Source organism: Micromonospora sp. NPDC047467, assembly GCF_040643095.1.
Lineage (GTDB): Bacteria > Actinomycetota > Actinomycetes > Mycobacteriales > Micromonosporaceae > Micromonospora.
This window is the reverse complement of sequence record NZ_JBEYTO010000005.1, coordinates 401,666-417,105: the sequence shown is the minus strand read 5'-3', so window position 1 is coordinate 417,105 and position 15,440 is coordinate 401,666. Positions and strand designations below refer to the sequence as shown.

The 15,440-nt window shown below is 73.1% G+C and carries 11 protein-coding genes; 5 read left to right on the top strand and 6 right to left on the bottom strand.

From position 1 onward, the window contains the following. The first annotated feature begins 177 nt into the window (after positions 1–177). A complete protein-coding gene (locus ABZ780_RS17360; protein ID WP_357008054.1) occupies positions 178–1,578 on the top strand; it encodes a trehalose-6-phosphate synthase in 1,401 nt (466 codons plus the stop codon). Between the two features lie 41 nt (positions 1,579–1,619). Then, complete coding sequence (gene otsB / locus ABZ780_RS17355; RefSeq protein WP_357486651.1) at positions 1,620–4,181, top strand: trehalose-phosphatase; 2,562 nt, start codon at positions 1,620–1,622, stop codon at positions 4,179–4,181. A gap of 210 nt (positions 4,182–4,391) precedes the next feature. Here the strand turns inward: otsB and cobA are convergent, their stop codons facing one another. Genes cobA through cobC form a run of 3 tightly spaced genes read right to left on the bottom strand, consistent with a single transcriptional unit; the run spans position 4,392 to position 7,859 of the window. Then, positions 4,392–5,642: a uroporphyrinogen-III C-methyltransferase gene (gene cobA, locus ABZ780_RS17350; protein WP_357486595.1), complete on the bottom strand. Its 1,251-nt coding sequence runs from the start codon at positions 5,640–5,642 to the stop codon at positions 4,392–4,394. 28 nt (positions 5,643–5,670) lie between these two features. After that, complete coding sequence (cobT, locus tag ABZ780_RS17345; protein WP_357486650.1) at positions 5,671–6,765, bottom strand: nicotinate-nucleotide--dimethylbenzimidazole phosphoribosyltransferase; 1,095 nt, start codon at positions 6,763–6,765, stop codon at positions 5,671–5,673. After that, a complete protein-coding gene (cobC, locus tag ABZ780_RS17340; RefSeq protein ID WP_357486593.1) occupies positions 6,765–7,859 on the bottom strand; it encodes an Rv2231c family pyridoxal phosphate-dependent protein CobC in 1,095 nt (364 codons plus the stop codon). Before cobC ends, cobT begins: the two co-directional genes overlap by 1 nt. Before the next feature lie 122 nt (positions 7,860–7,981). On the opposite strand from cobC, the gene ABZ780_RS17335 reads away from it, so the two are divergent. Then, positions 7,982–10,114, top strand: a complete 2,133-nt coding sequence (locus ABZ780_RS17335) for a transglycosylase domain-containing protein (protein ID WP_357008046.1) — start codon at positions 7,982–7,984, stop codon at positions 10,112–10,114. 17 nt (positions 10,115–10,131) lie between these two features. Here the strand turns inward: ABZ780_RS17335 and ABZ780_RS17330 are convergent, their stop codons facing one another. Beyond that, a complete protein-coding gene (locus ABZ780_RS17330) occupies positions 10,132–11,544 on the bottom strand; it encodes a cobyrinate a,c-diamide synthase (RefSeq protein WP_357008043.1) in 1,413 nt (470 codons plus the stop codon). Positions 11,545–11,716: 172 nt separating this feature from the next. Between ABZ780_RS17330 and ABZ780_RS17325 the strand changes: the two genes are divergently transcribed. Both ABZ780_RS17325 and ABZ780_RS17320 read left to right on the top strand, forming a co-directional pair. Next, entirely contained in the window at positions 11,717–12,538 is an 822-nt protein-coding gene (locus tag ABZ780_RS17325) for an SURF1 family protein (RefSeq protein WP_357008040.1), read from the top strand. 103 nt (positions 12,539–12,641) lie between these two features. After that, positions 12,642–13,493: a hypothetical protein gene (locus ABZ780_RS17320; protein ID WP_357008038.1), complete on the top strand. Its 852-nt coding sequence runs from the start codon at positions 12,642–12,644 to the stop codon at positions 13,491–13,493. Between the two features lie 10 nt (positions 13,494–13,503). Here the strand turns inward: ABZ780_RS17320 and ABZ780_RS17315 are convergent, their stop codons facing one another. Beyond that, a complete protein-coding gene (locus ABZ780_RS17315) occupies positions 13,504–15,096 on the bottom strand; it encodes an ATP-dependent DNA ligase (protein WP_357008035.1) in 1,593 nt (530 codons plus the stop codon). Between the two features lie 84 nt (positions 15,097–15,180). Continuing rightward, positions 15,181–15,387, bottom strand: coding sequence for a hypothetical protein (locus tag ABZ780_RS17310; protein ID WP_357008033.1), 207 nt, complete (start codon positions 15,385–15,387; stop codon positions 15,181–15,183). Positions 15,388–15,440 lie beyond the last annotated feature (53 nt).

Sequence of the window (15,440 nt, the reverse complement as noted above, 5' to 3'; positions counted from 1 at the left end):
CGAGGAGTACGCGGGCGAGCCACATCCTCACCTGCGACCGAAGCTGTCGACAAGATCACCTCTAGGATTCGGCGAACACGGGGCGGGTAGGAGACTCCGGCACGGGGGCCTAGAGGCCGCAGCTACGCTCAGTACGCTCATCGCGGTGGACCCGTCAGTACCCGGAGGTGGCCGATCGTGACCGTCCGTAGCTCCTTTGTCGTAGTGGCGAACCGTCTGCCGGTCGACGAGGTGAGCACACCCGAGGGACGGCAGTGGCGACGCAGCCCCGGCGGGCTGGTCACCGCGCTGCATCCCGTGCTCGCCGAACATCAGGGCACCTGGGTCGGCTGGGCCGGTGGCACCGGCGCCGCTCCCGAGCCGTTCGACCTGGAGGGCATCCGACTCCACCCGGTGCCGCTCAGCGCCGAGGAGCTGGAGCGCTACTACGAGGGCCAGTCCAACGCGACGATCTGGCCGCTCTACCACGACGCGGTCGAGACGCCGGCCTACAAGCGTCGCTGGCGGGAGGCGTACCGGCTGGTCAACGCCCGGTTCGCGGAGGCCGCGGCGGACGTGGCGGCCGAGGGCGCGACGGTCTGGGTGCAGGACTACCAGCTCCAACTGGTCCCGGCGATGCTCCGCGAGCTGCGTCCGGACCTGCGGATCGGGTTCTTCCTGCACATCCCGTTCCCGCCGATCGAGCTGTTCATGCAGATGCCGTTCCGCACCGAGATCCTGCGCGGCCTGCTCGGCTCCGACCTGGTCGGCTTCCAGCAGCGGCTGGCCGCGCAGAACTTCGTCCGGCTGGCCCGGCACCTGCTCGGGCTGCGCTACGAGGGGCAGATGATCCAGGTCGACGGTCGGCAGGTGAAGGCGGGTGCCTTCCCGATCTCCATCGACACGCAGGAGATGGAGCGGATGGCCGCCGACCCGGCGATCCAGGCCCGGGCCAAGCAGATCCGCGCCGAACTGGGCGACCCGAAGACGATAATCCTGGGTGTGGACCGGCTGGATTACACCAAGGGCATCGAGTTGCGCCTGAAGGCCTTCCGCGAACTGCTCGCTGACGGAAAGTTGACAGTTCCGGACGCGGTTATGGTGCAGGTCGCCACGCCGAGCCGCGAGCGCGTCGAGCACTACCAGGCACTTCGAGTCAAGGTAGAGCGCGAGGTTGGTCGGATTAATGGCGAATTCGGCAGGGTCGGCGTGCCTGCCGTGCATTACCTGCATCAGTCGTACAGTCGCAGTGAACTGGCCGCGATGTACGTCGCTGCCGACGTGATGATGGTGACCCCGCTGCGAGACGGAATGAATCTGGTGGCCAAGGAGTACGTCGCATCGCGCGCCGACCAGGGTGGCGCGCTCGTGCTCAGTGAGTTCGCCGGCGCCGCAACCGAGCTGCGCCAGGCATTTTTGTGTAACCCGCACGATCCGGACGCGGTCAAGGACGCCCTGCTCCGGGCAGTGCACGTGGAGAAAACCGAGGCACGCCGCCGGATGCGGACAATGCAACGTCACCTGCGTACCCACGACGTGGGGCACTGGGCCAAGTCTTTCCTCTCCGAACTCGGAGTCTCCGAGGCGGAGGCCGCGTGAACACGTCCGTCAACGACGGAGCGGCGATCGCCGCCGGAGTGATGGACTCGGAGCTGAGATCCGCCATCGGCCGGATCGCCCGGGTTCCCCAACTCCTCATCGCCTGCGACTACGACGGCACGATCGCGCCGATCGTGGAGGACCCGAGCACGGCCGTACCACTGCCCGAGGCGGTGGCCGCGATCCGCGCGCTCGCCGCGCTGCCGCAGACCACCGTGGCGGTGATCTCCGGCCGGGCGCTGCGCGACCTGGCCGCGCTCTCCCGCCTGCCCAGCGAGGTGCACCTCGTCGGCAGCCACGGCTCCGAGTTCGACATCGGCTTCGTCGAGCGACTCTCCCCCGAACTGGTGGCGGTACGCACCCAGGTGCGCAACGCGCTCCGTGAGATCGCCGCCGAGCACCCCGGCATCCGGCTGGAACGCAAGCCGGCCAGCGTCGCCATGCACACCCGGGGTGTCGACCCGCAGATCGCCGCCTCGGCCATCGAAGCGGTCCGCAACGGCCCGGCCACCTTCGACGGCGTCACGGTCACGCAGGGCAAGGAGGTCATCGAGCTCTCCGTGGTGGCCACCCACAAGGGCACCGCGATCGACCAGCTGCGGACCCAGCTCGCGGCCAGCGCGGTGCTCTTCATCGGCGACGACGTCACCGACGAGAACGCGTTCGGCAACCTGCACGGGCCGGACCTCGGCATCAAGATCGGGCCTGGCGAGACCCAGGCCGGCTACCGGGTGGCCGAGCCGATCGAGGCTGCCCGCGCGCTCGGGCTACTGCTGGAAACCCGCCGGCACTGGTTGTTCGGCGAGCGGGCGGTGCCGATCGAGCGCCACTCCATGCTGGCCAACGGCCGAACCGTCGCGCTGCTCACCCCCGAGGCCAAGGTCAGCTGGCTCTGCCACCCCAAACCGGACTCGGCGGCGATCTTCGCCGACCTGGTCGGCGGCAGCCCCGCGGGCCACTTCAGCGTCGCCCCGGAGCGCGGCGGCATTCCGCTGGGCCAGCGTTACCGCTCCGGCACGATGACCGTAGAGACCCGGTGGTCCGGCCTCACCGTCACCGACTGGCTGGACAAGCCGACCCGGGAAACCAACCCGGACGGGCCGGCGGTGGTCACCGGCGACTCGACCCTGATCCGGGTGCTGACCGGCAGTGGCAAGGCCCGGGTGGAGTTCGCGCCGCGGCCCGAGTTCGGTCAGGTCGCCGTGCAGTTGCAGCCGCTCGGCGACGGCCTGCTGGTGCTCGGCTCCAACGAGCCGGTCGCCCTCTACTCCCCCGGGGTGGAGTGGCAGGTCACCAACGACGGCGGGTACGAGACCGCCAAGGCGCTCGTCGACCTGTCGGCGGCCGGTGGGCAGGTCGTGCTGGAGCTGCGCTTCGCCACGCACAGCCTGGAACACCACCGGGTGCCGATCCACGAACGGCAGGCCGCGGCCGAGCAGCCGTGGAAGGACTGGGTGGCCTCGCTGCGGCTGCCGTCCACCGCCCGGGACCTGGTCGTCCGCAGCGCGCTCACCCTGCGCGGGCTCTGCCACGAGGCGACCGGCTCGATCCTGGCCGCGGCGACCACCTCGCTCCCCGAGGAGTTGGGTGGCGTCCGCAACTGGGACTACCGCTACTGCTGGCTGCGCGACGCGGCGCTGACCGCCCGCGCGCTGGTCGACCTGGGCTCCGTCGAGGAGGCCGAGGCGCTGCTGCGCTGGGTGGACGGCTGCATCGAGCGCACCGGCGGTCACCCGGAGCGGCTGCACCCGCTCTACACGATCGACGGCTACGAGCTGGGTGCCGAGGCGGTCATCGACACGCTGCCCGGGTACGCCGGCTCCCGGCCGGTCCGGGTCGGCAACCTCGCCAACCACCAGCTCCAACTGGACGTCTTCGGCCCGATCGCCGACCTCATCGCGGCCGTCGCCGACGCTCGCGGCTCGGTCCGCGACGACGAGTGGCGGGTCCTGGAGAACATGGTCGAGGCCGTCCGGCGGCGCTGGCACGAGCCCGACCACGGCATCTGGGAGGCCCGGCTGCCACCCCGGCACCACGTCTTCTCCAAGGTGATGTGCTGGATGACCGTCGACCGGGCGCTGCACGTGATGCGCGAGCACGGCGGCGAGGACCGGCCGGAGTGGAAGGACCTGCGCGACCGGATCGGCGCCAACGTGCTGGAGCACGGCTGGCACTCGGACGTCGAGGCGTACAGCGTCGCGTACGGCGACGAGGACATGGACGCCTCGTCGCTCTGGATCGGGCTCTCCGGCCTCCTCCCGGGTGACGACCCGCGCTTCCTCTCCACCGTCCTACGGATCGAGGCGGACCTGCGCAGCGGCCCGGTCGTCTACCGCTACCACTGGGACGACGGCCTGCCCGGCCGCGAGGGCGGCTTCCACATCTGCACGGCGTGGCTGATCGAGGCGTACCTGCGCACCGGCCGCCGCACCGACGCCGAGGAACTGTTCGCGCAGATGGTGCTCACCGCCGGCCCGACGGGGCTGCTCCCCGAGCAGTACGACCCGCTCGCCGAGCGCGGTCTGGGCAACCACCCGCAGGCGTACAGCCACCTGGGTCTGATCCGCTGTGCCCTGCTGCTGGACAACATGCTCAAGCAGTAGCCGACAGGCAGTTCGACGACGGGCCGGAGCAGCGCTGCTCCGGCCCGCGCGTCCTTTGCTCTGCTTCACTCCACGCAACACAAACAGCTTCTCCGTGTTGCGCCGGTTGAAGCAGAGCAAAGGACGCGCAAGGGACCTCGGACCTCCCGCTCTCGTGCCGGCGGCGCCACCCGGCGCCGCGCTGACGCCCACCGGGACCGATGTCACCGGTCACCCGTCGAGCGCGCCCACCACGTCACCGACCACCACGACGGCTGGCGGGCGCAGGTCGGCGGCGAGCAGGTCGGCGGCCACCGCGCCGAGCGTCGACCGCAGGACCCGCTGCGCGCCCGTGGTGGCCTCCTGGACGACGGCGGCCGGCGTCTCCGGCGGTCGGCCGTGCGCGATCAGGGTGGCCGCGATGGCGGCGAGGTTCTTCAGCCCCATCAGGATCACCAGGGTGCCGCGCAGGCCCGCCAGAGCCTCCCAGCGCACCAGCGAGGCCGGCGAGTCGGGTGCCAGGTGCCCGGAGACCACGGTGAACTCGTGCGCCACCCCCCGGTGGGTGACCGGGATGCCGGCCGCGGCCGGAGCGGCGATCGAGCTGGTCACCCCGGGGACCACGGTCACCGGTACGCCGGCCTCCGCGCACGCCAGCAACTCCTCGCCGCCCCGGCCGAAGACGTACGGGTCGCCGCCCTTGAGCCGGACCACGGACGCGCCGGCCAGCGCCCTGTCGACCAGGATCTGGTTGATCTCCTCCTGGGCGCGGGACGGACCGTAGGGGATCTTCGAGGCGTCCACCAGTTCGACGTCGGGGCGTAGCTCGTCCAGGAGCAGCCCGGGCACCAACCGGTCGGCGACCACCACGTCCGCCTCGGTGAGCAGCCGCCAACCCCGCACGGTGATCAGCTCCGGGTCCCCCGGACCGGACCCGACCAGCGCCACCCGCCCGGTCGGCCGCCCGCCGGTCGTCCCGGTCGCGACGTCGGCCCGGCTCCGGGTCGGTGTGTCCCCGTCCGGTTCCAGGCGCACGGCGAGAAGGTCGCGGATCGCGTCGCGGACGGTCATCGCGCGCCGGGGATCACCGCCGCCGAGCACCGCCACGGTGACCGGGCCGTGCCGGGTCACCGCCGGAGTCCAGGCCGTCGCAGCCGTGCGGTCGTCGGCACGGACGCAGAAGATCCGTCGTTCGGCGGCGGCCACGGTCACGGACTCGGCCGCGACCGGGTCGTCGATGGCCACCTGAACCAGCCATGCCCCGTCCAGGTCGTCGGGTGCGAACCGGCGCGGCACCCAGCGCAGTCGGCCCGCGTCCGCCCGGGCGCGCAGCGCCGGGGTCAGCTCCGGGGCCACGAGCAGGACGTCCGCGCCGGCGTCCAGCAGCGCGGGCACCCGCCGGGTGGCGACCGCGCCGCCGCCCACCACGACCACCCGCCGCCCGTCGAGCCGCAAACCGAGGGGGTACGGGCTGGCGCTCACGCCGTGCCCCCTCGCTCGCCGCGCGTGGTCACTTCTCGGCCACGCCTGCGGAGTCGAAGGTGGCGACCTCGTGCAGCACCCGGACCGCGCCGGTGACCACCGGCAGCGCCAGCAGCGCGCCGGTGCCCTCGCCGAGACGCAGCCCCAGGTCGATCAGCGGGTCGAGGCCTAGTTGGCGCAGCGCCACGGTGGCGCCCGGCTCGGCCGAGCGGTGCCCGGCGATCATGGCACCGACCGCGTCCGGCGCGAACGCGGCGGCGGCGAGCGCGGCGGACACCGCGATCACACCGTCCAGCAGCACCGGCGTGCGGCGCGCAGCAGCGCCCAGGATCAGCCCGGCCAGCGCGGCGTGCTCCAGGCCGCCGACGGCGGCCAGCACGCCCAGCGGGTCGGCCGGGTCGGGCTCATGCCGGGCCAGCGCGGCCCGCACAACGGCCACCTTGCGGGCGTACGTCGGGTCGTCGACCCCGGTGCCCCGGCCGGTCGAGTCGAGCGGGTCGACGCCGGTGAACGCGGCGATCAGCGTGGCGGCCGGGGTGGTGTTGCCGATGCCCATGTCGCCGGTGAGCAGGATGCCGGCACCGGCGTCGATCAGCTCGTCGGCGATCCGGATGCCGGTGCACACCGCCGCGAGCGCCTCGTCCCGGGTGAGGGCGGCGGTCACCGCGAAGTCCCGGGTGCCCTGGCGCACCGAGGCGACGACAAGTCGGGGCGCGGTCGGGTCGAGGACGGCTGGGTCGGCTCCGTCGACGGTGGGCGGCTCGGGCAGCGGGTTGGCCACCCCGACGTCGACCACGGTGACCGAGGCGCCGGCCTGCCGGGCGAACGCGTTGACGACCGCGCCGCCGGCCAGGAAGTTGCCGATCATCTGCCCGGTGACCTCCTGTGGCCACGGGGTCACCCCCTGGGCGTGCACCCCGTGGTCACCGGCGAAGATCGCCACCGCGGCCGGCTCGGGCAGCGGCGGCGGGCAGACCCCGGCCAGTCCGGCGAGGCGTACCGACAGGTCTTCCAGCGCGCCCAGCGAGCCCGCCGGCTTGGTCAGTCGGCCGTGCAGCTCACGGGCGGCGGCCATGGCCGACTCGTCCAGTGGCGCGATGGCCGCGATCGTGGTCTCCAACATCATGCCTCCATGATCTCGCGCAGCACCTCGACGAACGCGTCGGTGGTGTTTCGGTCCCGTACCGCCACCCGCAGCCAGTCCGGGCCGAGGCCGGGGAACGTGTCGCCGCGACGTACCGCCCAGCCCCGCTCCCGCAGGGCCGCCCGGACCCGCGTCGCGCCGGGCAGGTGCAGCAGCACGAACGCGCTGGCGGGGCGGCCTGCGACGCGTACACCGGGGAGGCTGGCGAGGCGTGCCACCAGATGGTCGCGGTCGGCGGCGAGGTCGACGGCGATCGCGCGTTCGGCCTGGACGGCGGCGGGCGTGGCGCAGGCCGCGGCGGCGGCCAGCGCGGGTGTGGAGACGGCCCAGAGCGGCTGGACGGCGGCCAGCCGGGACAGCAACTCCGGGGCGCCGAGCAGGTAGCCGATCCGCAGACCGGCCAGCCCCCAGGTCTTGGTGAGGCTGCGCACCACGAGCAGGCCGGGCAGGTCGCGCCGCTCGGCCAGCGACTCCGGTTCGCCGGTGTGCCCGCCGGTGGTGTCGGCGAACGCCTCGTCGACCACGAGCACCCGACCCGGGCGGGCCAGCGCGGCCACGGCCCGCGCGGGGTGCAGCACCGAGGTGGGGTTCGTCGGGTTGCCGATCATCACCAGGTCGGCGTCGGCGGGCACCCGGGACGCATCGAGCCGAAAGCCGTCGGCCGGGTCCAGCAGCACCCGCTCGACCGGGTGACCGGCGGCCCGCAGCGCCGCCTCCGGTTCGGTGAACTGCGGGTGCACGACCACCGGTCGGCGGATGCCGCGCAGCGCCTGGGCGATCAGCACGAAGCCCTCGGCGGCCCCGGCGGTGAGCAGCACCTCGTTCGGGGGACGCCGGTGCCGGGCGGCGACCGCGGCCCGGGCCGGCGCCGGGTCCGGATAGCGGGCCAGGTCGGTGAGGGTGGCGGCGATCGGGTCGGCGAGCCAGTCCGGCGGTGACGCCTGGCGGACGTTGACGGCAAGGTCGATCAGGCCGGCGCCGACCTCCGCGTCCCCGTGGTGCGTCAGATCCGGCTCGGGCGCCGCCGCAGGGTCGGCCTCGGCGACCGGCACCTCGCTCGGCTCATCACGCATGTCCGAGATCCTGCCGGGAAGGTGGCCGGTGGGACAGTCGATCTCCGCGTAAGCCACGTCACCACCTCACGGGTTTATGAGTTCGTCTCATGTTTGATTCGGAAATGTCATAACTTTGCCACGTGAGCAACCGACCCCTTGCTGCTGCTGGTCGACTCGTCCCTCTCCTGCGTGCCGGGCTCATCGCCGGCATCGTGATCGCCGCCGTCGCGTACCCGCTGGTCGCCTTCACCGGGCTCGGCGCGAAGGCCACCGCGCACGCCATGGAGCACAAGACCAGACTGCTGACCACCGCCCTGCCCGCCGAGACCTCGTACCTCTACGCCCCGGACGGCAAGACCGTACTGACCATGTTCTACGAGGAGTACCGGCAGTACACGAAGCTGTCGGACATGTCGCCGAACATCCAGCAGGCGATCGTCGCCGCCGAGGACAACCGCTTCTACCAGCACCACGGCGTCGACCCGAAGGGCGTGGCCCGCGCCTTCGTGGCCAACGCCCGGTCCAGCGGCGTCTCCCAGGGCGCGTCGACCCTGACCATGCAGTACGTCCGGATGGCCCTGCGGGACAGCGCGACCACCCCCAAGGAGGTCCAGGAAGCCACCCAGCAGACCAGCCTGCGCAAGGTCAAGGAAATGCGGATGGCGATGGACCTGGAGAAGGAACTGAGCAAGGAGCAGATCCTTGAGCGCTACCTGAACTCGGCGTACTTCGGTCACCGGGCGTACGGCATCTACGCGGCCAGCGAGATCTTCTTCTCCAAGACCCCGAAGGACCTCACCCCGGTCGAGGCCGCCACCCTCGCCGGCCTGGTCAAGTCCCCGTCCGAGTACGACCCCGCCGACTCCGACCAGAAGGAGGCCACCGCGCGGCGCAACTACGTGCTGGACCGGATGAGCCAGCTCGGTTACCTCTCCCCCGACTCGGCCACCGCCGCCAAGTCCGAGCCGATCCGGCTGAAGCTGACCACCCCGCCGCACGACTGCGCGGCGATCCCGGAGAAGTACAACAGCTGGGGCTTCGCCTGCGACTACCTGAAGAACTGGTGGAGTGCGCAGCCCGCGTTCGGTGCGAACCGGCTGGAACGGATGGACAAGCTGCGCCGTGGCGGCTACCGGATCGTGCTCAGCCTCGACCCGAAGATCCAGGAGGCGGCGGAGAAGAACGTCGGTGCCAAGGAGGCCACCGGCAGCCCGTTCGCCAACGGCATCGTGGTCTCCGAGCCGGGCACCGGGCGGGTGAAGGCGATGGCGGTGAACCGGACGTACTCCCTCGACCTGGCCGACAACCCACCCAGCTCCAACCCCGAGGCCGGGCCGAAGGTGAAGGCCAACTACCCGAACACGGTGGCGCCGCTGCTCGGCGGCGGTGACCTGGCGGGCTACCAGGCCGGGTCGACGTTCAAGATGTTCCCGATGCTCGCCGCCCTGGACTCCGGGATGACGCTCTCCACCTCGTTCAACGCCCCGTACCGCTACCGGTCGGAGGTCTACGACGGTTGGGCGCCCTCCAACGCCAGCGGCGCGATGACCGGCCAGCAGACCATGTGGTCCGGTTTCGGCAAGTCGGTAAACACGTACTTCGTGTGGCTGGAGGAGAAGGTCGGCGCGGAACGGGCGGTCCGGTTGGCCGAGCAGCTCGGGCTGCGCTGGCGCACCGACGTGGACCGGGACCACGCCTCACCCGCGAAAGCCTCGAAGTGGGGTGCCTTCACCCTGGGCGTCTCCGACGCCACCCCGCTGGAGATGGCGAACGCGTACGCCGCCATCGCCGCCGACGGCCGCTACTGCGAGGCGATCCCCGTGCAGGCGATCATGAACCGGGACGGCACCCCGGCGACGTACGCCACCCCCGGCGGCATCCATCGTGAGGTGGCCAAGCCTCGGTGCCGGCAGGTGGTCAACGCGGACGCCGCCCGGGCGGCCACCGACGCCGCCCGCTGCCCCACCGGGGACACCCCGGCACGCGGCAGTTGCGGGGGCTGGTCCACCGCTGACAGCGTCCGAGGCACGGTCGGCCGCCCGGTCGCCGGCAAGACCGGCACCACCGACAGCACCCGGTCGGCCTGGTTCGTCGGCTACACCCCGGAACTGGCCGCGGCGAGCTTCATCTCCGACCCGGACAATCCGTTCAACGCGGTCGGTGACGGGCAGTCCCAGATCCCCATCGCGGCGGTCGCCGAGACCCTGCGCGACGGCCTGAAGGGCACACCGACCCGTCAGTTCACCCCACCCTCGGACGCCATCGTCGGCTGACCGGGAGTGGACCAGGATCAGTGCTTGTCGGCGAGGACCTCACCGGCCGCAGCCGCGTCCGCCTCGCCCACCGGCTCGCGCACCGCCGCCGCGACCAGTCGGGCGGCGGTCGCCGCGTGACCGGCCCAGTGCAGGGCGAGCTGTGAGGCGTGGACGTTGCGCCAGACGAACCCCTCCGGCGTGCCACCGTCCCAGCTCCACGCCGGCCGCTGACCGGCGCGCGGGGTGAGCACCGCGCGGTGCTCCTTGTGCCCGACCAGCACCGTGCCGCGCGCCGCGACCACGCTGTCGGTCTGGGCGGTCGCCTCCCGGTAACCCACCACGAGACCGTCCCGGCTGACGCCGACCGCGTCCAACACACCGCACATCGGCAGCCCGTCCAGCTCCCGGGCCAACCAGAGCAGACCGGCGCCCTCGGCGACCACCGGCCGCCCGGTGCGCGCCAACTCGGCAACCGCGATGCAGAGCCGCCGGTTGGCCGACAACTGCTCGGCGTACGCCTCGGGCAGCGCGCCACCCACGACCAGCGCGCGGACACCGACCGGCAGCGCCTCGTCGCGCAGCGGATCGATCGTGACGACCTCGGCACCGGCGGCCCGCAGCAACTCCGCGGTCTCCGGGTGGCTGAAGCTGCCGCCCGGCCCACCCGCGATCGCCACCAGCGGGCGCTCCGCCGGAACGACCAGTTCGCCGAGCGCCTCCTGCGGCGACCACGCCGCGGCCGGCAGCGGTGGCGCGGAGCGGGCCAGCCCGAGCAGCCGTTCCAGGTCGACCGTGGCGGCGACCGCCTCGCCAAGACGACGAACCGCACGGGAGGCGTCAGCGGACCCGTCGACCACCGGGGCCACCCCGTGCCGGCGCGACGGCAGCACGGACGGCAGGTCCTGGCGACGCAGCGCGCCGTAGACGGGCACCCCCACGTCCTCCAGCGCCTCGCGCAGCATCCCCTCGTGCCGCGAGGACGCCACCCGGTTGAGGATCACCCCGCCAAGCCACAACTGCTCGTCGTACGAGCGGAAACCGTGCACGAGGGCGGCCACCGACTGCCCCATCGCGGCCACGTCGACCACCAGGACCACCGGGCTGCGCAGCGCGGTGGCGGCCGCGGCCGTGGACTCCTGCGTGGGACGGCCGCCGACCGAGTCGTACAGGCCCATGCTGCCCTGCACCACGGCGAGCCCGGCACCCGCCGCACCGTGCGCGACCAGCGGAGCGAGCCGGTCGGTGCCGACCAACCGGGGGTCGATCACCCGGCCCGGCCGACCGGCGGCGAGACCCAGGTACGCGGCATCGACCTGATCCGGGCCGAGCTTGAACCCGGCGACGTCGACACCCCGCTCAGCCAGGGCGGCGAGCAGCCCGATCGCGAGCGCGTTCTTTCCGTGCCCGGAGGACGGCGCGCTGAGCACCAGGCGCGGCACGACGGTCATCATCGACTCCCTGGCGGGCGGCGGCGGGTACGCGACGACCGGCTGAGGGCCGCGCCGTCCGCGTGACGATACCTGCCCGATCCGACGGGCGAGCACCCCCGACCCGACCCGCCGACCGCTACCCGGCCCGGTCCAGGTCAGTGGCCCCGGTCATACGAGTAGCCTCGGTGCCGTGTACCGGTTCCTGCTGAGCCCACGCTGGCTGGGCGCCCTCGCGCTGACTCTGGTCGCCTCTGCCGTCATGGTCTGGCTGGGCAACTGGCAGCTGGACCGCTACGAGGGGCGCACCGAGATCAACGAGCGGATCGACGCGGGCCTGCGAATGGCCCCGACGCCCCTGGCCGACGCGTTCCGCGCTCCCACGGGCGGCCCGGGGACGGCCGGCCCGCCGCCCGCGAAGGACAAGGTCTGGACCCGGATCACCGTCACCGGCCGGTACGACCCGTCGAACACCGTCCTGGTCCGTGGCCGGACGGTCGACAGCCGGGTCGGCTTCGAGGTGCTCACCCCGCTGGTGCTCGCCGACGGCACCGCACTGCTGATCGACCGGGGCTGGATCCCGCCGGCTCCGGGTGGGGCTACCGCCCAGCCGTCGGTGCCCGCCGCGCCCAGCGGCGACGTGACGGTGGTCGGCCGGGTGCACGAGACCGAGAGCGGCGCCGGCGCGGTGGACCGCCGCGACGGGCTGCTGGAAACCCGGCGGGTCGGCGTGCCGCGTCTCGCCCGCGAGCTGCCCTACCCGGTCTACGGCGGCTATCTGCTGCTGGACGAGCAGACCCCGGCAGCTGACCCGCTGTTCAAGGCGGTGCCGGTCGGGCACACGAACAACTGGCAGAACTTCGGCTACGTCGTGCAGTGGTGGCTCTTCGCCGTGATGGCCCTCTTCGGCTACGGCTGGGTGGCCCGCCGGGAGGCCCACCGGGCCGCCGGCATCGGCACGACGGCCGCCCCGCTGGATCGGGCGGCCGAGCCCACGCCCAGCGCCTCCGCCTGAAACGGAGGCCGAGTCGGCGTCGCAATCGGACGCTCGGGGGAACACGGCACGCCACGGCAGCCGGTAATCTCCGCCGGGTGATCAATCCGTGTGGGGTGCGCCGGTGACCGTCGATCCCACGGCGCCGTTTCCCGAGTCGGAGCCGGCGACCCCGCCGACCGACCCGTGGGCCTCCGCGCCGCTCACCGACGCGTGGTCGGCCAGCCCGCTGGCCACGCCGCACCCGACCGCCGCGATCTTCGGCACGCCGACGGCCGCACCGGCGCCGGCCACACCGGCACCGGCCGCGCAGTTCCCGGCCACGCCGGCGCAGTTCCCGGCCACGCCCGCGCAGTTCCCCGCCGCGCCCGCGCCGTTCCCCGGATCGCCGGCCCAGCCGTCCGCGCCACCGACGCCGTTCTCCGGGCCGCCGGCCCAGTTCTCCGGCCCGCCCGCGCCGTTCTCCGGGCCGCCCGCGTCCTTCTCTGGGCCGCCCTCGCCCTTCTCCGGCCCGCCCGCGTCCTTCTCCGGGCCGCCCGCTCAGGCCCCGGGATCGTGGCCGGCGGTCGGGCCGTACCCGCCGGTGGCGGCGCACCCGGTCGCGGCCGGCTTCGCCGCCGGGCCGGAGGTGGTCGCGGTGCAGATCGCCGAGATCACCGTGACCCCGCCGGTCATCCGCACACCGGCCGGTGTGCTGCCGCTGGCCGGTGCCACCTGGCACGTGGCCGACTACTGGCAGCGCGAGGAGAAGATCGCCACCTGGGCGCTGGTCTGCGCCATCGTCGGCTTCTTCTGCGTGGCCGTCTTCAGCCTGCTCTTCCTGCTGGTCAAGGAGACCCGGCACCACGGCACCGTCCAGGTGACGGTCACCAACGGCGCCCAGCAGTATGTGGCCCGGATCCCGGTCACCGACCAGAGCCAGGTGCAGCACCTCAACAACCAGGTCAACTACGCCCGGTCGCTGTCCAGCAGGTGACCCGGGCCGGTCAGCCGGTGGACCGACCGGCGTGGATGGCCCGGACCGCGTCGATGGTGTCCGCCTCGGCGGCGGACTTGTCCTCGCGGTATCGCACCACCCGGGCGAACCGCAGCGCCATCCCGCCCGGGTAGCGCGAACTCGTCTGCACCCCGTCGAAGGCGATCTCGACCACCTGCTCGGGACGGACCCGGACCACCCAGTCGCCGCGCTCCACGGCGAGGCCGAGGAAACGCTCGGTCTGCCAGCGCAGCAGCTCGTCGGTGAGCCCCTTGAACGTCTTGCCGAGCATCACGAAGTCGCCGTTGCGCGGGTCGCGGGCACCCAGATGCAGGTTTGACAGCCAGCCCTCGCGCCGACCGCTGCCCCACTCGACGGCGAGCACCACCAGATCGAGTGTGTGCCTCGGTTTGACCTTGACCCAGGCCGCTCCCCGCCGGCCGGCGTCGTACGGGGCGTCCGGTGCCTTGACCACCACGCCCTCCTGGCCGGCGTCGAGCGCGGCGGCGAAGGCCGCCCCGGCCTGCTCCGGGCTGTCGACCTCCAGTCGCCCGACCAGCAGTGACGAATCGACCGCGCCGGCGAGCGCGGCCCACCGCTCACGGCCGGGCAGGTCGATCAGATCGTCACCGTCGAGGTGCAGCAGGTCGAAGAAATATGGCGTCAGGACGGTCTGGCCGGTGGTGGCGGCAGCCGCGAGCACCGCCGGGGCGACCGGTGTGCCCCCGGTGGTACTGGGTGTGGTGCGCCGGGCGGCCCGGCTGGAGGTCTGCTGGAACGGCAGTGGGCGACCCGTCTCGTCCAGGCCGATCGCCTCGCCGTCGAGCACCAACTCCCGGCCGGGCAGGGCGCGGACGGCGGCGACCACCTCGGGCACCCGAGTCGTGATCTCGTCGAGGCTGCGGGTGAACACCGCGATGTCGGCGCCGGAGCGGTGCACCTGGATGCGAATGCCGTCGAGTTTCACGTCGACCACGGCGGGCGTGCCGGTCGCGGCCAGCGCCTCGTCGACCGAGGGGGCGCTCTGCGCCAGCATCGGCGCCAGCGGTCGGCCGACCCGCAGGCCGAACCCGGCCAGCTCGGCGGCGCCCCCGGCCAGCGCGGCCACCGCCACCGCGCGCAGGTCACCGGCGAGCAGCAGAGCCCGACGGACCGTCGCCACCGGCACCTCGGCGGCCCGGGCCACCGCGTCGGCCAGCAGCCCCGCCTGGGCACCCTGGCGCAACTCGCCACCGAACAGGTTGGTGAGCAGTCGCTGCTCGTCGGCGGTCGCCGCCGCGAAGAGGGCACCGAGCAGCGCCCGGCGTCGGGCCTGCGAACCCGCGCCCCGCACAGCGGCGATCTGCTCGATGGCCGCGTCGACAGCGGCCACGGTCAGCGTCGGCTCGGCGGCGGGAGGCGGCAGGTCACGCAGGCTCGCGTAACCCACGCCGGTCTGCCGCTGGCGCAGCTCACCGGCGAGATAGCCGGCACCGGGCTCCACCTCGGTCGGGTCGAGCCGGCGCAGCGCGTCGGCGAGCAGCTCCACCTTGGCCCGCCGGCCGCTGGTGGCGCCCACGGCGGCGGAGGTGGCCGCCAGGTCGATGAACCGCACGGAGTTCATCCTGCCAGCCACCTCCGACACCGCCCGGGCATTGCCGTGCCCGGGCGGTGTCGGCAGGGTGCCGCCACCACGGCGGACGGCGGATCAGGCGGAGACGGGCTCCTCGATGCGCAGCCCTCGGGCGCGGACCTCGCCGGCGACCCGGGAGAGCACCGAGTCGAGGGCGACCAGGGCGGCGGAGAGCTCGCCGAGCTGTTCGTTGAGCGTGGTCTCGGACCACGCGGAGACGTCAACGTCCCCCAGCGCATTGACGGCGGCCCCCAAGCGGGCCATCACCTCGTTCGTACTCATGTTCGAAAGGCTATAACAGCCGATCGTCCGACACGCCGTGAACTCCCAGAACA

Excerpts from the sequence above, each read along its gene's own strand:
- otsB (WP_357486651.1), top strand. The coding sequence starts at position 1,620 with ATGGACTCGGAGCTGAGATCCGCCATCGGCCGGATCGCCCGGGTTCCC.
- cobT (WP_357486650.1), bottom strand. The coding sequence starts at position 6,765 with ATGTTGGAGACCACGATCGCGGCCATCGCGCCACTGGACGAGTCGGCC.
- cobC (WP_357486593.1), bottom strand. The coding sequence starts at position 7,859 with ATGCGTGATGAGCCGAGCGAGGTGCCGGTCGCCGAGGCCGACCCTGCG.
- ABZ780_RS17330 (WP_357008043.1), bottom strand. The coding sequence starts at position 11,544 with ATGACCGTCGTGCCGCGCCTGGTGCTCAGCGCGCCGTCCTCCGGGCAC.
- ABZ780_RS17315 (WP_357008035.1), bottom strand. The coding sequence starts at position 15,096 with ATGAACTCCGTGCGGTTCATCGACCTGGCGGCCACCTCCGCCGCCGTG.
- ABZ780_RS17310 (WP_357008033.1), bottom strand. The coding sequence starts at position 15,387 with ATGAGTACGAACGAGGTGATGGCCCGCTTGGGGGCCGCCGTCAATGCG.